Origin of the sequence: Flavobacterium sp. XGLA_31, from assembly GCF_051547105.1 — a bacterium.
Classification (GTDB): Bacteria; Bacteroidota; Bacteroidia; order Flavobacteriales; family Flavobacteriaceae; genus Flavobacterium.
In genome coordinates this window covers 408,844-430,177 of record NZ_JBPTTM010000003.1, presented here as the reverse complement: position 1 = coordinate 430,177, position 21,334 = coordinate 408,844, and the positions used below count along the sequence as shown (strand labels likewise).

Sequence of the window (21,334 nt, the reverse complement as noted above, 5' to 3'; positions counted from 1 at the left end):
GCCTCTCATTGAGAGGCCTTCTTTTTTATTCTTTAATGAACTTAACGTTCGTACTGCCTTTGTCGGTGGTGACTTTAATACAATAGATTCCATTCTGTAACTGAGAAACATCTATCGCAGCAACAGCCTTAGGGAGGGTCAGCACCACTTGCCCCAACACATCATAAACAGTAAGGGAGGTCAAGGTTATCCCCTCCGGAAGATTCAAATACAAATTGGTTTTGACAGGAACAGGGTACAGGCTGCAATACACCTTGGCACCGGAATGGGGTGTGGCCAAATCGCAGAGGCTGTTGGCCTGGCAATTGGTATACCCGTATTGGGTAATCAAGTTTTGTACGTCGTTAAGTTGGGCTTCATCGGCACAAACGTTTTGCAGGCTCGGATTGTTTGAAAAATCCAAAAACGATTCGTTGCTGCCGTTCTTGATATTCAAATCAGTTAACATCGGGTTGTTGTAGCAATTCAACAGCGACAATTCGGGTAACTGACTTGTGTCTAAGGTGGTCATTGGATTGGCACTACAGTCCAAAATCTGTAAGCCGGGCAAGTCGGTTAACGTAAAAGCCGGAATCAGGTTGTCATGGCAATACACCGATTGCAGTGCGGGCATCCCGTTCAGCACCAGGGTGTTGCTGATTAGGTTGGCTTCGCAGTTGAGCAGTGTCAATAGGGAAAGATTTGCCAGGTCTAAGGCGGTAATTTGATTGTGGGCACAATTCAAGGTGCTGATGGTATCCAATCCGGTCAGGTCTAAGGCAGTCAATTGGTTGAACGAGCAATTCAGTGCTGTCAGATTCACCAAACTGCTCAAATCCAACGAGGTCAACTGATTGGATTGACACCCCAAATCCGTGAGTTGGACGGAGTTGCTGAGGTTTATGGTGGTCAGTTGGTTGTAATCGCAGTTCAGCGTGTGCAGGTTGGGCAGTGCAGCGACATCCAGGTTGGTAAGGAAATTGAATCGGCAGCTCAAAGACTGAATATTGACCGCATCGGCAAATGTAATTTGGGTCAGTACGTTCTCGGCACATTCCAACGTTAGCAGATGTGTCAGCCCGCTTAAGTTTAGTGAAGAAAGCAGATTCAGGCTGCAGTACAATGATTTCAGATTCACCAGTGTACTCACATTGAGCACCGGAAAATGATTTTGACTGCAATTCAGCCACCTGAGGTTGGTAAAGTATTCGATACCGGTAGTGTCGTAAATATCGGCTATGGATATGTTTAAGCTGCTTACCTGCAAGGCTTCGCTTAGCTCTATTTCGTTGTTGTTGTTGGTGTCTATGGTGATGTACACATTGGCACTGTTGGCCGCAGTGGTATTGGTCGGGCCGGCTGCCAGCAGTCGGGCTTTGAAATTAGCATCGGGGATGTTGATGATTTGCGCCTGAGTGGTGAACGCCATAACGAACACCAGCAGCAACGGGAAACATTTTTTCATAAAATGAGTTTATGAACCAAAGATATACAAATACCACAAGATACAAATTGCGTTCCCTTTTTTGTCTCTCCAAAAGCTAAGACTCCGCGGCAATAATCCTGGCCGGACTGCAGTTTTTGCTGTTCACATATTGCTTTTCGGTAAATCGGTTGGTGTGGTAAAACAGGAGCTTGGCACAGACCAATACCAAATGGCCCTGGGGCATAACAGGACCGGTCCACACCGTTTCGGGGATAAGCGCCTCCTGGTAGGCTATCGGGAGCAGGGTGTAGGCATCCTCGTAATGGGTGTGCCGGTCAAAGTTGGTGGATAGGACATACAGCAGCAGTTCGGCTTGCTGTGTCTCTTCGGCAAAATGTACGGCTGTTTTAGGATGAAATGCGGGAATGGTGACCACCACCTGATTTTGGTCGTTGAGGACAGCGTTGATGTCCGGCGTAAAATAATCGGTAAAAGGAGAGTGGGTGTTAAACTCAAAACCGGCTAACCCAACCATGCTGCTGTTTAGCGGAGTCCGCACTCCTTTGGGCAAAGCGGTATTCAATTGTAAAGCAGCATAGAGCTGACCGGTAAAACGGCTGTGCATATAGCTGTCGGTGTCGTGCGACAAAAAGGAAGTCAACCCCAGCCGCAGCCGTTTCGCCCAACTGCTGCATTGCCTGAATTCGCTGCCGCTGATGCGCGTTTTTGAGGTCTGTTGTACCGAATCGGGTTTGGACTGTACAATTTGTTTTTTGGCCATCGTTCTGAAAACGAGGTTTCCGATAACGCCGCTTAAGGCTTTGTGTTTGTTAATCTGTGCCATAGGATTGAAAGATGGATTTAGTTATGCCGCAGAGACACTCGGTATCCCTTTGGGGTAATACTATACCAATACTGTGCCAATACTGTAAAAAAGGGTGTTTTTCACAGAGTTACCATAGAGTTATCATAGACTCACTATAGACTCATGGGGAATACAACCCCAACACGTACCGAAAAAGAAAGGGATTGTAGTACTGTTTTTGGAGCTGTTGGGGTATAAAAAAACGCCCTTCGGATGAAGAGCGCTATACTGTTCCGGTGAACGAGATTATAATAAGGATTTGCCGGTCATCACCGCAGGCTTTTCAATACCCATCAGCTCCAATATGGTAGGAGCGATGTCGCCCAGTACACCGTTGTTTACGGTTTTGAGCTCAGGGTCTACCAGGATAATCGGCACCGGGTTGGTCGTGTGCGCCGTGTTGGGCGAACCGTCGGGGTTGATCATGGTTTCGCAGTTGCCGTGGTCGGCGATGATGATGGTGGTGTAGTGGTTTTCAAGCGCAGCGGTCACCACTTCTTTCACACAAACATCTACCGCTTCACAGGCTTTGATGGCCGCAGCCATCACACCGGTATGACCTACCATATCGCCATTGGCAAAGTTGAGGCACACAAAATTCACGTCGCCTTTTTTAAGTTCCGGAATCAAAGCGTCTTTTAATTCGTAGGCGCTCATCTCGGGTTGTAAATCATAGGTGGCTACCTTAGGAGAGTTTCTCAAAATACGGGATTCCCCTCTAAACGGAATTTCCCTTCCGCCGGAAAAGAAAAACGTAACATGCGGGTACTTCTCGGTTTCGGCTATACGGATTTGGGTTTTGTTGTGTTTTTCCAACACTTCACCCAGAGTTTCGGTGATGTTGTCTTTGTCATAGATGATGTGTACATTTTGATAGGTATCATCGTAATTGGTCATCGTCACATAGTATAGATTCAGCTTGTGCATGTTGAATTCGTGGAAGTCTTTTTGCGAAAGCGCTTCGGTGAGTTCTCTTCCTCTGTCGGTTCTGAAGTTGAAGAAAATCACCACATCATCATTTTGAATCGTAGCCACCGGGGCATCATTGGCATCCACCGCGATTATCGGATGGATGAATTCATCGGTTACGTTTTCGGCATAACTCTCCGCTATGCTTTGGACTAAATCAGTGCTGTGTTTCCCCGTTCCGTTCACGATTAAGTCATAAGCGAGCTTCACGCGTTCCCAACGTTTGTCACGATCCATGGCATAATAACGGCCAACCACCGAGGCGATTTTGGCCGAAGTATTTTGAAGGTACTTTTCCAAATCCTGAATATAACCTTTTCCTGATTTCGGGTCTACATCGCGACCATCGGTAAACGCATGGACATACACCTTGCTCAATCCGAATTCCTGCGAAGCATCAATCAACCCCCGTAAATGGGAGGTATGCGAATGCACCCCGCCATCGGAAACCAAGCCCAGAAAATGGACGGCTTTGTTGTTATTTTTGGCATAGGTAAAAGCGTCAATCAACGATTGTTCTTTACTCAAGGTTTTATGAGCGACTGCCAAATTGATTTTGGCCAAATCCTGGTACACGATACGACCGGCACCTAAATTCATGTGGCCTACTTCGGAATTCCCCATCTGTCCATCGGGTAAGCCTACATTGAGGCCGTCCGTTCGGAGTTGGGCATTCGCATATTGGGTATACAAACTGTTTATGAAGGGCACATTGGCATTGTCAATAGCAGAGACTTTCGGGTCGGGTGATTTCCCCCAACCGTCTAAAATCATGAGGATTACTTTTTTGTTCATCGCGAAGTTATTTTATTTAGTACCGTTCGGCCGGTAGGTCGCAGGTGCTACAAAGATAAGCCTAAAAATTGATTATCAGAAGTGGATTCTTTCCTGAGGTTTGGTAAAGGCCCTGGCAAAGCGGCTGTTTTTTACCGAATTGTAATCAATGAAATAGCGGATGCTTACGGAGAAAATGTGACTCAGATTCTGATTGTCGACGGCCTCTTTGAAATTGTGATCAAACTGATGGCTGAATTCACGGGTAAACAAGCTCGAATTGTTGCGATACAATACCGAAATCTGACTGCCGGGAGCAAACCACCAGGAATACGACAGGTCTAAATTCCAGTTGTTTAAATTGGAGTTTTTGTTTTTGGTAAACGTGGTGTTGTCTGTCAGACTTCCATCCGTCATCAGCGACATATAATTGTGATTGACCACATAAGACCAATAGTGTCGCACCGATAAATTCAAATTCATTTTGTTATTCACAGAGTACTTTCCCTGCAACGTATTGGCGTAGGTAATGCGGTTTCGTCTGGCAAAAACAACTTCATCGTTGTCAAAGGCAACCCAGCCGATATCATTGTTCTGGCGGTTAAAGTTGAAATTATACACCAATGAAAAACGGTCATTGAATCGGTACCGTGGACTGATGATAAAACCATAACTCACCCGGTCTTTTTCGTTCAGGAAATTATAAAAAGGATTAAAATCGAGCGCAAAGGTCTTATTGTAATTGGAGGAGTAGTAACACCATAGGTTGAAGCTTTCCGGCAGGGTAACAAACGCGCGTTCGTTTTCGGTTCTCGGCTCGTAAAAATCATAAGTTTTTAAGGGTCTCCAATTGAAGCCATAGCCGTAATAATTGTTTTTAACGGTGGTTGAATTGATGTTGAGGTTAAGTTGACCGGCCTGAATCCTTCCGGTAAGGTTGTCAAATTCGGAATAAAAGTTCAGATTGGATTGGTAGGAATTGTATTTTTTGGTAGGCTTTAGCAGACGGTAACTGGCATTACCATACACGGAGTGGTAATGGGTTTGGAAATTAATCCCTAAATCGTTGATGTCATACCCTCTTGAGTAGTACTCGGCCCCTAAGCCATAGCGGTATTTTCCGCTTGATTTGGCGGCATACAATTCGGATTTGAAGCCGGTTTTATTGTCAGCGTCTGCGGTTTCGTTGATGTAACTGTACTTGTAATTTCCGTTGAGGTTATAGGTGTTTTTTCGGGTGTTCAAATCAAATGACAAAGCCGAGACGTTGGCATCGCGATAGGTTCCGTCCCGCATGACATTGGTATTGGTCAGGGAAACGGAAGAGTTTTTGTTAAAACGCTGGTCGAAAACCAACACATTGTAATTGGTTAAGGGGGATAAGATTTCCCGACGGACAGTACCGGTATCGTCATTTTGTATGGTTACACTGGTTTTTTCAGAAACGGCGTTCATCACACCGATACCCAATCCGCTTTTGGTTCTGCCGGAAACCTTCAGCGCATTTACCAGTTTGATGTTGCCGGGCTTATCTAAAATGGTTTCGTTGTCGGCTACTGCGATATCGGGTGTTTCGCCTATTCTTCGGGTGTACAGCAGGTCGCCTTTATTGAATAAGTCGGTTCCCTCTGTAAAAAACGGACGATTTTCACTGAATTGCTGCTCAAAGGCACTCAGGTTTAACTCGACATTGTCGAATTTGGTTTGGCCAAAATCGGGAATTAGAATAGCGTCTAGAGTAAAGGCATCATTAATACCGTACTTGATATCCAGTCCCCCTTTAAACTCCCCATTGCTCTTGTGTTCCTTACTGGCATAAAAATACTGTGAGGAATAGGGGATGAAAAACAAACGGGTTGGGGTTTTGATGTTGTTGATACCGTCTAAAATACCGGCCTGTGTACTTTCGTTAGGGATTTTGTTATCGAGAAAGTTCCAGGAATATTGTTGCCGGTCGCGCATAATTTCGCGGTAAAAGTTGAGCCCCCATATTTGTTTCACATCCGTAGAAAAACGCAAAGCCGCATAAGGGATTCGCATTTCAACGGCCCAACCGTAGTCAGTGATGGCTACATGGCTGTCCCAAATGGCATCCCAAGAGTAATCTTCACCATTGGCATCGGTATACACCAGGTCCTGTTGTACCCCGGCAGCACTGACAAAAAAACGGAATTCCTGTTGGCCGTCATTATAGCCGTTAAAGAAAACACCAAAATGATCTGCGGTGGCAAAATTATCTCTTGAAGTAAGTTCTTTGCGTATTTTATCGGGTTCGTTATCGTACAACTTAGCGGCCACATAAATGGCTTCGTTGTTGTACACGATTTTGACTTCGGTTCTTTTTTCGTAGGGAATGGGTTTGCCGTTGTCGGGATTAATCATGATGAAGTGGGTAGCCACAGCTGCCGTTTTCCAAGCTTCCTCATCAAACTCAGCATCTATCGTTATCTTCTCGTCTGTGAATTTTGTTTGCAGGACTTTCTTTTGGCCAAATGACAAAATCGATAGGAGTAGTATGATATGTAAAAAACGATAAGATTTTTTAGACATAAAGAGGGCACTTAGTCGAACAAAAATAATTATTTAATTGATTGTCACAAGAATCAGTACAATAAAATAGCAAATTTTGCGTTATAAAGAATACTTAAGAATAGATTAATTTTTTAAAAAAGATAGCATTCCGATTGCTATTTTTATAGATTTGTCATCCCAAGTCTAATGTTTAAACCTATATACTTCAATGAATTACAACCTATTTTCACTCTTTATAGTCGTATTGTTGACCTCTTTTGGTCGTCTTTCCAATACGACGAAGCCAAAAGATGCCCCGGTTACCGCTATCGAAAATCCCGCTTCCGGTGCGCTGGCAGTCTACAAGATGTTGGATGCCAATTCTTTCAGTATGCCTAATCCCGAGAGTTTTTCAGAAGCTTTGGAAGGGTTTTATGCTTTGAAGCAAAAGGGAATCATACAAAAGGATATCCTAACACTTATAGACTTTTCAAAATCAGCCAACACGAAACGTTTGTGGGTAATCGATTTAAAAGCCAATAAGATTTTATTCAATACCCTGGTGGCCCACGGGAGAAACACAGGAGAAGAATATGCACAGACTTTTTCAAACGCTGCGGAGTCTTTCAAAAGCAGTTTAGGGTTTTACGCCACAGGCGAAATTTACAACGGGAAACACGGGTTGTCTTTACGATTAGACGGATTGGAAAAAGGAATCAACGACCATGCTCGTGAAAGATCGGTAGTGGTCCATGGTGCTGATTATGTTTCGGAGTCTTTTATTAAAGGCAACAAACGATTGGGGAGAAGCCAGGGTTGTCCGGCGATTCCGGTTGAAATGAACGAAAAAATCATCGAAGTGATTAAAGACAAATCCTGTCTTTTCATTTTCCACCCTTCCAGAAATCAATCGGCTTTCCGCAAATTAATTTCTTAACTTTTTGTACAACTCTTCATCGAGGTCGTAAATATCGTCTCTGAAAATTAGTTTCCCCTCTTCACTCCAAGCCGTCCAATACCAGAGATAAAGATAGGTTTCGGAGGGTATGCGAACGTTTTGAGTTTTCCCGTCTTTCAGGATATCGGCAATTTTAGTTTTGGAATACTGAATTGTGTCGTTGAGAAGGTAAGCGGTCAATTCGAGTGGATTGTCCACACGCACACAGCCCGAACTGAGGGAACGGTTGGTTTTATCAAAGTAATCCCGGTGGTTGGTATCGTGCAGATAGACCGAAAAGCGGTTGGGGAAAATCAGTTTGACCATGCCCAATGAATTGTAGGTGCCCGGACTCTGCACATAACGGTACCCTCTGGCTCTCGAAGCTTTCCAGTGGGATGCTTCCACTACATTTCCATTCGCATCATAAACCGTTATGTTCTTTTCGGCCAAATAATTTCTGTTTTTAAGAGTAGCCGGAATCACATCTTCTTTAATAATGGTAGGCGGTACCGTCCAGGTCGGATTGAAAACGGCATAACTCAGCTTGGAGGACAATACCGGTGTTTTTCTTTTGGCCGAACCGACTATGATTTTGTGTGTTCTTATGGTGTCATTATCATGCACCACATGTAGGCTATAGTCTGGAATGTTGATGATGAGGTACTGTTTGCCTAAATCCTGTTGGTACCATTTCCAACGCTCTAAATTGGCTACAATCTGCTGTCTTCTCTGTTCTTTGGTAAAATTTAAAGCCGCAATGGTTCCTTTGCCTATGACGCCGTCTGCGGCTAAACCATGTCGGGTCTGGAATTTTTTGATGGCGGTTACCGTTCTCGAATCGTAAATGTTGGTTAAACTGTCCGGTTTCTTTAAGTCATTCCAATACACCAGTTTTTGTTTGATTTTTAATAAGGCGTTGTTGGTATCATTCGGAATGATTTTGGCTTCAAAAGTTATTTTTTTCAGCGTGTCTTTCGGGAATGTATTGAGCAAGACTAAGGCGCTCTTCAATCTTTTGTAAACTAAATGTTGGGGTTTGCAACTGTCTAGGGAAGCCCAGAAATCAGTCGACTTATAACTGTTGAGTAAAATTTTGACCACATCGTTTTTCTTCGGATTCAATTCCCAATTTTTGTACAAGGCCATCGGGTTCAGTTTGCCTTGGCTGATGTGTCTGATGTATTTCTGCAGGTTGTAGGTGAGCAGCAAATCATAGTTCACCATTTCTTTATCAGAAAGCGAACTGAATTTTTTCTCAAAAGCGTTTAGTTTTTTGATATGGTAATCGGAAGGGTTGAGTCCCTCATTTTCCGCTTGGCTCAATTCGGCTAAGATAAGTGCTCTCTTTTTTGCTGATTGCCAAACGGTTTCATTTTCAAACTTTTGATAAAATGCCGTCAGCGTCGGACTGTTGTATTTTGAATACAATAGGGTGTCAATTTTCAGAATTCGTCCTTCGGTTATCGTATCGCCTCTGGAGATTCTTTTTGGCGGTGTTATCTTGATAGCCGGAGTGTCATTTTTACAACTCACCATGAGTAGGATAAGACAAAAAAGGAGTAGCTTATACATTTTTATACATTATAAAGTGAGTGCCGATGTCTTTGATTTCAAAGGCATCGCCTTTGATCTGATATCCCAGTTTTTTGTAAAAGCCGACCGCATGACTTCGGGCGTTGAACCAAAGTAAGCAATTTTCCTCGTCTTTGAGCAACTGTTCACAATACTTTAGCAATAGTTCACCGAATCCTTTTCCTTGAAATTCCTCCAAAATGGCCATGCCGCGCAATTGTACCTGATTGGTTTCGGGAAAAACAGTCTGGCGATTTTTAAAAAATGACGCGACACCAATGAGTTTCTCGTCACTGAATAGGCCATAATGATGTGTTGTGGGGAGATTGTCGCCGTCAAAGTGGCAACTTTCGATAGGTTTTCCGCTTCTGAGGACAGGATGCCGAACCGAAAAAGTATCTGCCGCAGCTATTTCCTTGATGGTATGCATTTGATTCGAATAAAAATTGAAGGCAGTTAAAAATATAACATTTTCATTATAAAATGGTTGTGAGCGAATTCTTTTTGCGGCAAAAAACATTCAAAAAAAAGTAGAAAAAAAATTTGCATCAAAGGAAACTTATTCTATATATTTGCACTCACAAATGCGGAAGTAGCTCAGTTGGTAGAGCTCCAGCCTTCCAAGCTGGTTGTCGCGAGTTCGAGCCTCGTCTTCCGCTCAAAAGCCTTAACGAAAGTTAAGGCTTTTTTTATTTGCCCAAAAAGGCTAAGTCTGTTTCAGGTTCCAATTCTTCCGGAGTTTGGTTTTGTTGAAACAGTCGCGCAGTTAAAGTGCCTTTTAAAATAATCTTTTCTCCGGTCACTTCCAGCCAGCTTCCTTCACGCAGCCCTAGAACCGGTGTAGTGTTGAAGGCGTGAAATTCTTTAATTCTCGTTTCACGGGTTTCACCCATATGTTTGCTTTGCAAATCGGCATCCAGATAGTGTGGATTGAGATTGAAAGGAATCAAACCCAAAGTGGTAAAGCTGGGCGGATAAATTATGGGCATGTCATTGGTAGTTTGCATGGTTTGCCCTGTAATGTTGCTGCCGGCGCTCGAGCCCAGATAAGGCGTTCCGTTTTGAACGGTTTGAGCCAGAACTTCCATGACGTTGTTAGCATACAGTTGGGTCACCAACAAAAAGGTATTTCCACCTCCTGTAAAAATTCCTTCTGCTTTTTGAATGGCCTCAACAGGATTCTCAAATTCATGAAGTCCTTTTACTGTTTTGTCAATTTTAGCAAACGCAGATTGAACAGTAGTGGTATAGTCATCGTGTGATATACCACCAGGACGGGCATACGGAATAAATAGGATTTCACTACACTGGCTGAAATGGCGGCTTAAGGTGGGTAATAAATATTCAAGGTAACTTCCTCCGTGAAGTGTTGAGGTGCTGGCTATGATTAGTCGTTTCATTTTAAATTATTCTTTCTTCAAAAGTACTGTTTTTAGGCTTTTTATTTAACAAAAAATTACCAAGCTGTTGGCATTTATTTAGGATAGCCTTCAGATACTTTTACCGAATCGAAAACCATTCATGAGATATTTTTTTTCAATAGTGCTGCTGATTTTTATTCCTCATTTGCTTTTGGCCCAACAAGGCAGCACAAAAGAAATTAAGGGCAAAGTGGTTTCTGAGGCCCCTGATTTGGAAAATATTTATGTGGTTAATTTAAAATCGGAAGCAACTACTTCAACAAGGAACGGAGGTTATTTCACTATTGCTGCTGCGGTAGGAGATACGTTAATGTTCTCGGCAGTGCAAATTAAAGGCAGCAGAATGGTCATTACCGAAAAGGATTTGGGAAAAGATTTAATCCTTGTCAAATTGGAACCCGTGATCAATCAACTGCACGAAGTAATTATACAGCAATATAAAAACATTAATGCGGTTTCATTGGGGATTATCCCGGCGAATACGAAACGTTACACACCGGCAGAACGCAAGCTCAAAACTGCTACTGATGCCGACCCGAAAGGTAATTTTGACGGCAGTTTGGGTGGTTCGGTAGGATTAGATCCGGTGTTGAACTGGATATCGGGACGCACGGCCATGCTCAAAAAGGAACTGGAAGTAGAGAAAAAAGAGTTATTGCTTCAAAAACTGGAGAATCAATTCTCAGCCAATTATTTTACGGATAAGCTCAAAATTCCGAAAGACTATGTCAAAGGATTTTGGTACTTTGCTATTGAGGAACCTAAATTGGTCAAAGCATTGAATGAAAAGAATGAGACGATGGCTGCTTTTGTTTTGGCCGAACTGGCTACAAAATATATCGAATTACAAAAGCCTGAAAGCCGATAGTTTACTATTTTTGAGCTATGAAAAGAAGATTGACAATTGTAACGCTGGTTTTTCTGCTTATAGGGTTGAGTGCTTTCAGTCTGCACCGATTTTATGCGGCAATTTACCAGATTAATTTTGTGCCGCAAAAAAAGACAGTTCAAATAACCACGCGAATTTTTATTGACGATTTGAATGAAGCACTAAAAAGACAATATCATAAAACAACCTTTGTGGGTACCAATAAAGAAACGCCTGAAGATATTGCTCTGATGAAAAAATACCTTTCGGAAAAATTTAAGATTGCTATCAACGGTCAGCCGAAAACGATGAATTATCTCAGTGCCGAATTGGAAAACAATGTCATTATTTGTTATTTGAATATTAAAGAGATCTCTAAAATTGCCTCGCTGGAAGTAGCCAATTCTGTGTTGACGGAAGTGTACCCCGACCAGCAGAATATTATTCAGTATACAAACGACGGAAAGAAACAAAACCTCTTACTGACGGGGGAAACCACTAAAGGAATGTTAAAATAATTCCCAATACTTTCTGCCTTCCAAAATTATTTTACTTTTATGACCTTAAATTAAAGTCAATGAAAGGAATAACGAAAGTTTTGCCCTATGCGTTTATGGCTTTTTCTTGCTTCTTGCAGGCACAGGAGACCCCAAAACCACCCAAATCCGATGAGCGGAATCCCGATAAATTCAAACAGATGTATGATTTGTTGGCTACGCCCAATATGTATCGTACCGCTTCGGGAGCCCCGGGTCCTGAGTATTATCAGCAGCAGGCGGACTACAAAATAGATGTGGAGTTGGACGACAAAAACCAAAAGTTGTATGGTAAGGAAATCATAACGTATACCAATAATGCAAAAGAAGCATTGGATTATTTGTGGTTGCAGTTAGATCAAAACGAAAAGGCTAAGAACTCTCTTTCACCCTTGATTGAAAACAATAAAACCGAATCGGCCATATCGGCACAAGGTTTTTCCAGAAAATATTTAGAAGAAGACTTTGATGGCGGATTTAAGATTGAGTATGTGAAAGATGCTCAGGGCAATCCGATGAAATACATGGTAAACCAGACCATGATGCGGGTGGAATTGCCAAAGAATTTACCACACGGAGAAAAGATTTCATTGTCTATAAAATGGTGGTACAACATCAATAATTATTTGTTGGATGGAGGACGTTCCGGGTATGAACATTTTGATAAAGACGGGAATAACCTCTACATCATTGCACAGTTTTATCCCAGAATGGCGGTTTATAATGATGTGGAAGGTTGGCAAAACCAACAGTTTTGGGGCACCGGAGAATTTGCTCTGCCTTTTGGGAATTTTGAAGTAAATATTACGGTTCCGGCGGATCATATTATGGAAGCCACAGGAACTTTATTAAATAGGGCTGAAGTTTTTTCTCCGGAGCAATTAGCGCGTTACACCGAAGCGGAGAAATCATTTGACAAACCGGTAATCGTGGTGACCCAAGCAGAAGCAGAAGCCCGCGAGAAAGGATTTGCCATCACCAAAAAAACATGGAAATTCAAGGCTGAAAATGTGCGTGATTTTGGAATCGCCACTTCCCGAAAATTTATTTATGATGCCATGGCTGTAAAACTTGGTGGTAAAAATGTCATGGCCATATCGGTGTATCCTAAAGAAGGAAATCCTTTGTGGGAACAATATTCGACACGCGTAGTTGCCCACACATTAAAAAGTTATTCCAGTCATACTTTTGATTTTCCTTATCCGAAAGCCGTTTCGGTTCATGCTCAGGATCAAGGGATGGAATATCCTATGATTTGCTGGAATTGGGGAAGGCCTGACGAAGACGGAAGCTATACTGATCGTGTGAAAAACGGAATGATCAGCGTAATTACTCACGAAGTGGGGCACAACTTTTTCCCAATGATTGTAAATTCCGATGAGCGTCAATGGACGTGGATGGATGAAGGACTGAATTCGTTTTTAGAATATGTGGCTTTGATTGAATGGGATCCCAACTTTCCTGCAGACAGAGGTCCGGCAAAATTGATAGTGCCTTATATGAGCGGAGATCAGAAAGGTTTGGAGCCGATTATGACCAATTCGGAGAGCATTCGCCAATTTGGGAATAATGCTTACGGCAAACCTGCAGCAGCGTTAAATATTCTTCGTGAAACAGTCATGGGAAGAGAATTGTTTGACTACGGTTTCAAGACGTATGCCAATCGATGGAAATTTAAGCATCCTACACCTGAAGATTTTTTCAGAACCATGGAAGATGCTACTGCTTTTGATTTGGATTGGTTCTGGCGCGGTTGGTTTTACACCACCGATTATAATGATATTGGGATTAAGGAAGTAAAAAGATTTTTTGTGAGCAACGAGCCTTCAAAAGGGAACAGCGAATCCGGCTTGAGAAGAAAGCGTCGAAATTTTGACCCGGGACCTATGGTGTATATGATAGCCGAAACCAATGCGGATTTCAAGACGGAAATGAATAAGCCGTTCAACAGTAAAGAAGTAAAGAAGTTAGATGATTACATCCAAGCACACTTTACCAAGGAAGAACAGGCTCAATTGAATTCGCCCAAATACTTTTATCAAGTTACTTTCAATAAACCCGGTGGATTGGTGATGCCTATTTTGGTGGAAATTACTTTTGAAGACGGATCGGTTGAGGATTATCATTTTCCGGCACAAATTTGGAGAATGAATGATCAAGAAGTGAATCGTACTTTCGCAACGCAAAAAATGATTTCGAAGATTGTTATTGATCCAAAACAGGAAACAGCCGATATCGATGTGACTAATAATTCTTGGCCAAAAACAATTGAAAAATCAAAATTTGATTAAGAGAACTTTGTAACTTTGCAACTCATTTAGAATAGAAAATTATGTTTGGAATAGGTGGCGGCGAATTAATTTTTATTATTTTCATAGCCTTGATGTTATTTGGCTCTGATAAAATACCGGATATCGCCAGAACTCTGGCTAAGGGAATGGCCCAGGTAAAAAATGCGACAAACGAAATAAAATCAGAAATTCAAAAAGAAGTAAAGTCTGCCGGAATAGATACTTCTATAAAGGAACTGAATACTACATTTACTACTGAAGTCGAAAAAGTCAAAGAGGGTTTAGACTCTAATTTAACGCAGCCACTTCAAAAATCCAGCGAAGATATTGATGATATTGCAGGTCCTGTAAAACGACAAATGTAATGCTCGAAAAAATCATTCATCTTGATAAGCAATTGTTTGTTTTTTTGAACGGATTGGGTTCTGAAACATTCGACGGTTTGTGGTTGGCTATTACTAAACAGTTTTATTGGACGCCACTTTTTTTGTTTATTTTCTATCTTTTACAAAAGAAAATAGGATGGAAAAAATTTGGGATTTATATTCTGTTTACAGCCATTTTGATTTTGGTTTGTGACCAAACAGCGAATCTTTTCAAAGATTATTTTCATCGCATTCGTCCTTGTAATGACGAAGAGATTAAAAGTATTATCCGAATTGTTAAATCGAGTGACACGTTCAGTTTCTTTTCAGGTCATGCGGCCAATTCAATGGCTACAACGGTTTTTACTTTTATGATTTTAAAGCGTTATTATAAGTACGGTTATCTGTTATTTTTATTTCCGCTGATTTTTGCCTACAGCCGTATTTATCTTGGAATGCATTTCCCGGGAGACATATTGACTGGGTATTTTTTCGGAGCACTTTTTGGATTTATCTGCTATAAAGTATATCAAAAATACGTTTTCAAAAACTAAAGCACTCTCGATACGGTAAGTCCGTCACGAATAGGTAACAATACCGTTTCTACTCTTGGATCTTTTTTTAATAAAGCATTGTACTCCATAATAAGTTTGGTAGTTCGGTCATTTGGTTTCACTTCTTCCACCACTTTACCACTCCAAAGAACGTTGTCTGAAAGAATTATGCCGCCTTGGTTCATGATGGGTAGAACCAAGTGAAAATAGTTGATATAGTTGTCTTTGTCAGCATCTATAAAGACTAAATCGTATTTTTTATTCAAGGTTGGAATGATGTCTATTGCGCTGCCTAAATGTTGGAAAATTTGAGTTCCCCAAGGGCTTCGGTCAAAATATTTTCGTTGAAAATCTACAAGTTCTTCATTTACATCTATGGTGTCAATGGTGCCATTTTGGGCTAAACCTTCTCCTAAACAAAGGGTTGCATAGCCGGTATAGGTTCCTATTTCAAGAATATTATTTGGACGAATGATTTTAGACAACATGCTTAAAACCCTGCCTTGAAAGTGTCCGCTGAGCATACGAGGCTGCAGAATTTTTTGATATGTTTCTTTGTTGAGTTGTGCTAACAATTCCGGTTCGTTCTCGGAATGAAGCGTTACATAGTTATCTAATTCATCGGACAGGAAATGCATGGGCTCATTTTTTTACAAAAATACAAATTAACAACTATCAAAATACCCTAAATTTGCCTCATGGAAATCGAAAAAAAAGACATTCGAAGTTTAACCAAGGCTCAACTGCGTGATTTTTTTGTGGCTAATGGCGACAAAGCTTTTCGTGGCAACCAAGTTTATGAATGGTTGTGGAGTAAGGCTTCGCATAGTTTTGAAGACATGACCAATGTGTCTAAAGAAACACGCGCCATGCTTGAAAAAAACTTTGTGATTAACCATATTAAGGTGGATACCATGCAGCGCAGTGAAGATGGAACGGTTAAAAATGCCGTTCGCTTGCACGATGGTTTGATTGTAGAAAGTGTTTTAATCCCAACCGAAACCCGAACAACCGCTTGTGTTTCGAGCCAAGTTGGCTGCAGTTTGGATTGTAATTTCTGTGCCACAGCGCGTTTAAAAAGAATGCGTAATCTCGAACCGGGAGAAATTTATGACCAAGTCGTAGCCATCGACAGAGAGAGCCGACTGTATTATGGCAGACCGCTATCTAATATTGTTTTTATGGGTATGGGTGAACCGTTGATGAATTACAATAATGTGATGAAGGCCATTGATATGATTACTTCTGAAGAAGGATTGGGCATGTCACCCAAGCGCATTACGGTTTCTACTTCGGGAGTTTCCAAAATGATTAAAAAAATGGCAGATGATGAAGTAAAATTCAAACTGGCTGTTTCTCTGCATTCGGCTGTTGAAGCAACCCGAAATCGTATTATGCCTTTTACTAAAAACTTTCAGTTGCCCGAATTGAAAGAAGCTTTGCAATATTGGTATCAAAAAACCAAAAGCAAAGTGACTTATGAGTACGTAGTATGGAAAGGAATCAATGATGACAAAACTTCAATTGACGCCTTGGTAAAATTCTGTAAATACGTTCCGTGTAAGGTCAATTTAATTGAATACAATCCTATTGATGATGGCGAATTTCAACAAGCTTCAGAAAGTGTAATTAATGATTACATCATCGCATTGGAACGAAATGATATTGTAGCCAAAGTGCGAAGAAGCCGAGGTAAAGATATAGATGCCGCTTGCGGACAACTAGCCAATAAATCATAAAAAAAGTCCCAACACTACAATGTTGGGACTTTTTTCCTTTTATAATAGCTTGATTTTAATTTCCAAATGTAAAACTTGTAGCAGCTCCGCCATCAATAGCAATGGTAGCACTGTTATCACAATCGCCATTTCCATAATCAATCACAGCACTGTGTGAAGGTCCTGTAATCGTTAGAATACCACTAACTGCTTTATATTGACAACTCATTTCGATTTTTAATGGAGATGTCATTAATATAACATGGCTATGTTGTGTTCCATTGGGTCTTGTTGTCACGATAGATTGGTAAATTTTATAAACATTATCACTTAAATCAAAGTTGCCAAAATTTTCAACACATTCTCTGGTTCTTGTTCCAACTCTGGTATACACATCTCCGTTAGGGAAGGTAGCTGTCATATTCATATCCATTATATGTATAGGATGATTGTCTGCTAAAAGATCGCTACCGGTAAATTTTCTGGTGATAGATCTGTTTCCTTCGATTAAAATTCCGTTATGTGTAAAGTTTACAAATTGATAATTTATGGTGTATCCTGTCGTAGCTAAGGTAATTGCAGTAGGTAATGGTAAAGCTCCTGATACTACAATTTGACCATTTAAAATATTTCCGTTGAATGTACAATTATTGAAAGTTACTGTTCTTGACCAAGTAGTTGAAGTTACAGTAGCAGCACTAACTGATGCGCAAAGAGGTAAAACCGATACAAAAGAATTTGTGTTTTTTCCAACCCCTGATGGATTTTGTTGGAAATAAACATCTTCAACAACGTCAGAAATATCATTTGCTGCTTTATCCATTTTGTTTGAGGCCACAGCATCAGCTGAGGTTAATTTTGAATCTGCAGGAGACGAGTTGTCTTTAGAGCAACTAGCTAAAGAAAAAACAGCTACCAAAGCTATTATTCCAAGTAAGGATTTTGTTTTCATATTTAAGTATTTTTAAATTTCCGTGGTAGGACATGATTGAAATAGAAAGGTTTAATCAAAAATAAATTTATTTTTCTAACACCTGCATTATTGTATCTTTGAAATCCATGAACATCACCTCGCAAATAAAACAACCCATTCAGAATGAAATGGAACTTTTTGAAAAGAAGTTCTACGAATCGATGACTTCCAAAGTGGCGTTACTCAATCGCATTACCTATTATATTGTCAACCGCAAAGGCAAGCAGATGCGCCCGATGTTTGTGTTTCTCACAGCCAAAATGTTGTCCGGCGGCAATGTAAACGAAAGAACTTACCGCGGTGCAAGCGTAATAGAGTTGATTCATACAGCCACTTTAGTTCACGATGATGTTGTAGATGACAGTAACCGGCGCCGTGGATTTTTTTCCGTCAATGCCTTGTGGAAAAATAAGATTGCTGTTTTGGTAGGTGATTATTTGTTGTCAAAAGGATTGTTGCTTTCTATTGATAACGGCGATTTTGATTTGCTTCGAATCATATCGGTTGCCGTTCGTGAAATGAGTGAAGGCGAATTGTTACAGATAGAAAAAGCCCGTAGATTGGATATTGTTGAAGAAGTGTATTATGAAATTATTCGTAAAAAGACGGCCACTTTAATTGCTTCTTGCTGTGCATTGGGTGCTAAATCGGTTTCAGAGGACGAAATTAAAGTGGAAGCGATGCGTAAGTTTGGCGAGCTGATTGGGATGGCATTTCAAATCAAAGACGATTTATTTGATTATACTGATGACGCCATAGGCAAACCTACCGGAATTGATATTAAAGAACAAAAAATGACATTGCCTTTAATATATGCTTTAAACCATTGTACAGATAAAGAAAAAAGTTGGTGCATTAATTCTATTAAGAATTACAATAAGGATAAAAAACGCGTCAAGGAAGTGATTCAATTTGTAAAAGATAAAAACGGTTTGCACTATGCCGAACAAAAAATGGTGCAGTTCCAACAAGAAGCTCTTCAAATCTTAGAAAATTTTCCCCAATCAGAATATAGAGATGCACTTTCACTCATGGTGAATTATGTTATTAAGAGAAAAAAATAATTTCTTTTAAATATTTTTTGCTTCAAAGTGTTGATTTTGTTGAGATTGTTTACTTGGTAATCTCAAAATTAGATTTTTTTTAAAATGTCATGCAACCATTTTTCAATGACATTCGTCTATGCTCATAGAACTCTAACAATAGGTTTTGAAAGTAATCAACTTACATAAAGATGAAAAAGAATTAATCGAATTGGCCGTCGAAAATAATCGTCACGCCCAGCACATGATTTATTCGAAGTATGCTTCAAAAATGCTAAGTGTTTGTCGACTATATATTAAAGACTTGCATCAGGCAGAGGATATTATGATTACGGCTTTCATGAAGGTGTTTACGGCTTTAAAACACTTTGAACACAAGGGAAGTTTTGAAGGTTGGATTCGCCGAATTATGATAAACGAATGCATCTCATTTATCAGAGTTAATAAAAAAGTGAAGTTTGTTGAAGATGAAAATTTCTTTGAAGAAAGACATAATAATATTGAAAGTCACTTTTCAGTTGAAGACATTCAGTTTTTGATTGACAGTTTGCCAGAAGGGTATAAAATGATTTTCAATTTATATGCAATAGAAGGTTTTAAGCATCAGGAAATTGCGGCAATGCTAGGAATTAGTGAAGGAACTTCAAAATCGCAATTGTCACACGCTCGAAAAATGCTGCAGGAGCATATCACCAAATTAAAAAATTATGAAAATGGAACCGAATAATATAGAAAAACAGTTCAGAGACAAGTTGAATGTCAGAGAAATTCAGCCTTCATCTCAGGCTTGGGATCGATTGGATGCGATGCTTTCGGTAGCAGAAGAAAAAAAAACAAAACGACCTTTTGGCTTTTTGTTCATTGCTGCCAGTATTTTGGTTTTAGTAACACTTGGTATGTTTTTTTTCATGCCAAACAGTACAGAAATTAAACCGATAAATAATGTTGTTGGGACAGAAACTAAAGCAGATACCTTACAAAATGTGGTAAAACACAATCAATTGCCGATTGTTAAAAGTGAAAAAGATATCGAAGCAATCGCCACAACGGATAATCAAACGTCAAATCAATCATCAATCATCAATCAAAAAACAACAGTAAATCAAAAAGACAATGCTTATCAGAGTCAAATCATCAAAGACAAAGAAATTATTTTTCAAAACTCAGATGACGTAGCACTCAAAGACTTGCCCAAAATTGTCGACTCCAAAGAGACTATTGCGGTAAAAAGAGAAACAATGTCCGATGCGGACTTACTGGCCAGTCTAGATGCTGCAGCCAAGCAATCGACTTCTAAAAACTCAACAATGAAAGTAGATGCCAAAAGCTTACTGTCGCAAATTGACGGAGAACTCAATCAAACGTTCCGGGAAAAAACGTTTAGCAAACTGAGCAAAAATTACCAGGAAATTAAAGTGGCTTTGGCCAACCGAAACAACAAAGAATAACAATCATCAATTACATTAATCAACATTATCATGAAGAATTTTATTATTTACGCCTCATTGGCATTGACCTTTTTAGTTAGTAAGGCAACGGCACAAGAAGCTACTTTCGAAATGAAAGCCCGACTAATTGCTAATAAAATAGAAGCCATTTCCAAAGAAGAAAAGGGAGCATTGAAAGAAGAAATCGAAGCCGTAAACAAAGAATTGGAAGCAGGAACAATAACCAGAGAACAGGCCGATGCCAAGAAATTATTGTTGGCCGAAACCCGCTCCAAGAATATTGAAACCCGTATTGCACAAGCACAGGACGAACTGAAAGATTTGGTACAGCAAAAAGTAGACGGAAAATTGAAAGACTCGAAAACCAAAACATTCTCGTTTAATTTTGTCAACGATACAGTTAAACGCCCGGAGCGTAGAACGACTTCTCAGTTTGTGTTTGCTATGGGAGTAAACAATTTGGTGACCGACGGAGCCGTGGCAAATTCAGATTATCGATACTGGGGCTCCCACTTTTACGAATGGGGTGTGACTTGGAATACCCGTTTGATGAAAAATGACAACCTCCTGCATTTGAAATACGGAATGTCATTAATGTATAACAACTTGCGCCCGACGGACAACCGTTATTTTGTGGTGAATGGAGATCAAACGGATTTAGTAGAAAGTCCGATTCATTTAGAGGATTCTCGTTTCAGAAACGTATACATCACCACACCCCTTCACTTAGAGTTTGATTTTACCAAGGCAAAAATGAGTAAAGAAGGAAAAAAAATGTTCCGTACGCATGAGAGTTTTCGCTTCGGAATTGGTGGTTATGCAGGAGTTCGCGTTAAGTCAAAGCAAATATTGAAATACGAGGACGGCGGCCGCGATGTGACCCAAAAGACCAGAGGAAATTTCAATGCCAATGATTTTATCTATGGGGTAAGTACTTACTTAGGTTATGGTGCCACGAGTATTTATCTGAAATACGATTTGAATCCCTTGTTTAAAGACAATGCTATCAAACAAAACAATATCTCATTGGGTGTTCGTTTTGATTTAAACTAATTTGTTTGAGTTAATTTTATACTTCGAA

General features: G+C 40.4%; 20 protein-coding genes and 1 tRNA gene. 12 read left to right on the top strand and 9 right to left on the bottom strand.

Annotated elements, in window-relative coordinates:
* Window positions 1-25: 25 nt before the first annotated feature.
* From ACSVH6_RS08460 to ACSVH6_RS08445, 4 genes are all read right to left on the bottom strand, one after another.
* Window positions 26-1,444 (bottom strand): T9SS type A sorting domain-containing protein, encoded by a 1,419-nt coding sequence (locus ACSVH6_RS08460; protein ID WP_438077436.1) that lies wholly within the window; start codon window positions 1,442-1,444, stop codon window positions 26-28.
* A 76-nt stretch (window positions 1,445-1,520) separates the two neighbouring features.
* Window positions 1,521-2,249: a hypothetical protein gene (locus ACSVH6_RS08455; RefSeq protein WP_438077434.1), complete on the bottom strand. Its 729-nt coding sequence runs from the start codon at window positions 2,247-2,249 to the stop codon at window positions 1,521-1,523.
* A gap of 267 nt (window positions 2,250-2,516) precedes the next feature.
* Window positions 2,517-4,034: a 2,3-bisphosphoglycerate-independent phosphoglycerate mutase gene (gpmI, locus tag ACSVH6_RS08450; RefSeq protein ID WP_438077432.1), complete on the bottom strand. Its 1,518-nt coding sequence runs from the start codon at window positions 4,032-4,034 to the stop codon at window positions 2,517-2,519.
* Window positions 4,035-4,109: 75 nt separating this feature from the next.
* Window positions 4,110-6,563, bottom strand: coding sequence for a DUF5916 domain-containing protein (locus ACSVH6_RS08445; protein ID WP_438077430.1), 2,454 nt, complete (start codon window positions 6,561-6,563; stop codon window positions 4,110-4,112).
* Between the two features lie 190 nt (window positions 6,564-6,753).
* Here ACSVH6_RS08445 and ACSVH6_RS08440 point away from each other — a divergent pair, with 190 nt between their 5' ends.
* Entirely contained in the window at window positions 6,754-7,461 is a 708-nt protein-coding gene (locus tag ACSVH6_RS08440; protein ID WP_438077428.1) for a murein L,D-transpeptidase catalytic domain family protein, read from the top strand.
* On the opposite strand, the gene ACSVH6_RS08435 is transcribed toward ACSVH6_RS08440, so the two are convergent.
* Both ACSVH6_RS08435 and ACSVH6_RS08430 read right to left on the bottom strand, forming a co-directional pair.
* Entirely contained in the window at window positions 7,450-9,036 is a 1,587-nt protein-coding gene (locus tag ACSVH6_RS08435) for a L,D-transpeptidase family protein (protein ID WP_438077426.1), read from the bottom strand. The two genes, ACSVH6_RS08440 and ACSVH6_RS08435, sit on opposite strands and share 12 nt — an antisense overlap.
* Window positions 9,029-9,466: a GNAT family N-acetyltransferase gene (locus ACSVH6_RS08430; protein WP_438077424.1), complete on the bottom strand. Its 438-nt coding sequence runs from the start codon at window positions 9,464-9,466 to the stop codon at window positions 9,029-9,031. The genes ACSVH6_RS08435 and ACSVH6_RS08430 overlap by 8 nt, the downstream gene beginning before the upstream one ends.
* A 156-nt stretch (window positions 9,467-9,622) precedes the next feature.
* Between ACSVH6_RS08430 and ACSVH6_RS08425 the strand changes: the two genes are divergently transcribed.
* Window positions 9,623-9,695, top strand: a tRNA-Gly gene (locus ACSVH6_RS08425).
* A 30-nt stretch (window positions 9,696-9,725) separates the two neighbouring features.
* Here the strand turns inward: ACSVH6_RS08425 and pepE are convergent.
* Window positions 9,726-10,436 (bottom strand): dipeptidase PepE, encoded by a 711-nt coding sequence (pepE, locus tag ACSVH6_RS08420; RefSeq protein WP_438077422.1) that lies wholly within the window; start codon window positions 10,434-10,436, stop codon window positions 9,726-9,728.
* Between the two features lie 121 nt (window positions 10,437-10,557).
* Here pepE and ACSVH6_RS08415 point away from each other — a divergent pair, with 121 nt between their 5' ends.
* The 5 genes from ACSVH6_RS08415 to ACSVH6_RS08395 are packed head-to-tail and all read left to right on the top strand — an operon-like array spanning window position 10,558 to window position 15,071.
* A complete protein-coding gene (locus ACSVH6_RS08415) occupies window positions 10,558-11,325 on the top strand; it encodes a hypothetical protein (RefSeq protein WP_438077420.1) in 768 nt (255 codons plus the stop codon).
* A gap of 17 nt (window positions 11,326-11,342) precedes the next feature.
* Window positions 11,343-11,843 carry a DUF6702 family protein gene (locus tag ACSVH6_RS08410; protein ID WP_438077418.1) on the top strand — a complete coding sequence of 167 codons (501 nt, stop codon included), beginning with the start codon at window positions 11,343-11,345 and terminating at the stop codon, window positions 11,841-11,843.
* A 59-nt stretch (window positions 11,844-11,902) separates the two neighbouring features.
* Window positions 11,903-14,152, top strand: a complete 2,250-nt coding sequence (locus ACSVH6_RS08405) for a M1 family metallopeptidase (RefSeq protein ID WP_438077416.1) — start codon at window positions 11,903-11,905, stop codon at window positions 14,150-14,152.
* A gap of 41 nt (window positions 14,153-14,193) precedes the next feature.
* Window positions 14,194-14,517 carry a Sec-independent protein translocase subunit TatA/TatB gene (locus ACSVH6_RS08400; RefSeq protein WP_438077414.1) on the top strand — a complete coding sequence of 108 codons (324 nt, stop codon included), beginning with the start codon at window positions 14,194-14,196 and terminating at the stop codon, window positions 14,515-14,517.
* Window positions 14,517-15,071 carry a phosphatase PAP2 family protein gene (locus tag ACSVH6_RS08395; protein WP_438077412.1) on the top strand — a complete coding sequence of 185 codons (555 nt, stop codon included), beginning with the start codon at window positions 14,517-14,519 and terminating at the stop codon, window positions 15,069-15,071. The genes ACSVH6_RS08400 and ACSVH6_RS08395 overlap by 1 nt, the downstream gene beginning before the upstream one ends.
* Here ACSVH6_RS08395 and ACSVH6_RS08390 read toward each other — a convergent pair.
* Window positions 15,068-15,709 carry an O-methyltransferase gene (locus ACSVH6_RS08390; RefSeq protein WP_438077411.1) on the bottom strand — a complete coding sequence of 214 codons (642 nt, stop codon included), beginning with the start codon at window positions 15,707-15,709 and terminating at the stop codon, window positions 15,068-15,070. The two genes, ACSVH6_RS08395 and ACSVH6_RS08390, sit on opposite strands and share 4 nt — an antisense overlap.
* Before the next feature lie 60 nt (window positions 15,710-15,769).
* Between ACSVH6_RS08390 and rlmN the strand changes: the two genes are divergently transcribed.
* Window positions 15,770-16,810 (top strand): 23S rRNA (adenine(2503)-C(2))-methyltransferase RlmN, encoded by a 1,041-nt coding sequence (rlmN, locus tag ACSVH6_RS08385; RefSeq protein WP_438077409.1) that lies wholly within the window; start codon window positions 15,770-15,772, stop codon window positions 16,808-16,810.
* A 55-nt stretch (window positions 16,811-16,865) separates the two neighbouring features.
* Here the strand turns inward: rlmN and ACSVH6_RS08380 are convergent, their stop codons facing one another.
* Window positions 16,866-17,741 carry a hypothetical protein gene (locus ACSVH6_RS08380; RefSeq protein WP_438077407.1) on the bottom strand — a complete coding sequence of 292 codons (876 nt, stop codon included), beginning with the start codon at window positions 17,739-17,741 and terminating at the stop codon, window positions 16,866-16,868.
* A 107-nt stretch (window positions 17,742-17,848) separates the two neighbouring features.
* Here ACSVH6_RS08380 and ACSVH6_RS08375 point away from each other — a divergent pair, with 107 nt between their 5' ends.
* The 4 genes from ACSVH6_RS08375 (at window position 17,849) to ACSVH6_RS08360 (ending at window position 21,306) form a co-directional block, all read left to right on the top strand.
* Window positions 17,849-18,826 (top strand): polyprenyl synthetase family protein, encoded by a 978-nt coding sequence (locus tag ACSVH6_RS08375; protein ID WP_438077405.1) that lies wholly within the window; start codon window positions 17,849-17,851, stop codon window positions 18,824-18,826.
* Window positions 18,827-18,971: 145 nt separating this feature from the next.
* The gene (locus tag ACSVH6_RS08370) at window positions 18,972-19,532 is read left to right on the top strand and encodes an RNA polymerase sigma factor (RefSeq protein WP_438077403.1); all 561 of its coding nucleotides are present in this window, start codon (window positions 18,972-18,974) and stop codon (window positions 19,530-19,532) included.
* Entirely contained in the window at window positions 19,519-20,253 is a 735-nt protein-coding gene (locus ACSVH6_RS08365; protein ID WP_438077401.1) for a hypothetical protein, read from the top strand. The genes ACSVH6_RS08370 and ACSVH6_RS08365 overlap by 14 nt, the downstream gene beginning before the upstream one ends.
* Before the next feature lie 30 nt (window positions 20,254-20,283).
* Entirely contained in the window at window positions 20,284-21,306 is a 1,023-nt protein-coding gene (locus ACSVH6_RS08360) for a hypothetical protein (RefSeq protein WP_438077399.1), read from the top strand.
* Window positions 21,307-21,334: the final 28 nt, after the last annotated feature.

Coding starts and splice junctions, on each gene's coding strand:
- ACSVH6_RS08455 (WP_438077434.1), bottom strand. CDS start 2,249: ATGGCACAGATTAACAAACACAAAGCCTTAAGCGGCGTTATCGGAAAC.
- ACSVH6_RS08445 (WP_438077430.1), bottom strand. CDS start 6,563: ATGTCTAAAAAATCTTATCGTTTTTTACATATCATACTACTCCTATCG.
- ACSVH6_RS08360 (WP_438077399.1), top strand. CDS start 20,284: ATGAAGAATTTTATTATTTACGCCTCATTGGCATTGACCTTTTTAGTT.
- ACSVH6_RS08435 (WP_438077426.1), bottom strand. CDS start 9,036: ATGTATAAGCTACTCCTTTTTTGTCTTATCCTACTCATGGTGAGTTGT.
- ACSVH6_RS08375 (WP_438077405.1), top strand. CDS start 17,849: ATGAACATCACCTCGCAAATAAAACAACCCATTCAGAATGAAATGGAA.
- ACSVH6_RS08460 (WP_438077436.1), bottom strand. CDS start 1,444: ATGAAAAAATGTTTCCCGTTGCTGCTGGTGTTCGTTATGGCGTTCACC.
- ACSVH6_RS08410 (WP_438077418.1), top strand. CDS start 11,343: ATGAAAAGAAGATTGACAATTGTAACGCTGGTTTTTCTGCTTATAGGG.
- pepE (WP_438077422.1), bottom strand. CDS start 10,436: ATGAAACGACTAATCATAGCCAGCACCTCAACACTTCACGGAGGAAGT.
- ACSVH6_RS08390 (WP_438077411.1), bottom strand. CDS start 15,709: ATGCATTTCCTGTCCGATGAATTAGATAACTATGTAACGCTTCATTCC.
- ACSVH6_RS08405 (WP_438077416.1), top strand. CDS start 11,903: ATGAAAGGAATAACGAAAGTTTTGCCCTATGCGTTTATGGCTTTTTCT.
- ACSVH6_RS08395 (WP_438077412.1), top strand. CDS start 14,517: ATGCTCGAAAAAATCATTCATCTTGATAAGCAATTGTTTGTTTTTTTG.
- rlmN (WP_438077409.1), top strand. CDS start 15,770: ATGGAAATCGAAAAAAAAGACATTCGAAGTTTAACCAAGGCTCAACTG.
- ACSVH6_RS08440 (WP_438077428.1), top strand. CDS start 6,754: ATGAATTACAACCTATTTTCACTCTTTATAGTCGTATTGTTGACCTCT.
- ACSVH6_RS08380 (WP_438077407.1), bottom strand. CDS start 17,741: ATGAAAACAAAATCCTTACTTGGAATAATAGCTTTGGTAGCTGTTTTT.
- ACSVH6_RS08400 (WP_438077414.1), top strand. CDS start 14,194: ATGTTTGGAATAGGTGGCGGCGAATTAATTTTTATTATTTTCATAGCC.
- gpmI (WP_438077432.1), bottom strand. CDS start 4,034: ATGAACAAAAAAGTAATCCTCATGATTTTAGACGGTTGGGGGAAATCA.
- ACSVH6_RS08365 (WP_438077401.1), top strand. CDS start 19,519: ATGGAACCGAATAATATAGAAAAACAGTTCAGAGACAAGTTGAATGTC.
- ACSVH6_RS08430 (WP_438077424.1), bottom strand. CDS start 9,466: ATGCATACCATCAAGGAAATAGCTGCGGCAGATACTTTTTCGGTTCGG.
- ACSVH6_RS08415 (WP_438077420.1), top strand. CDS start 10,558: ATGAGATATTTTTTTTCAATAGTGCTGCTGATTTTTATTCCTCATTTG.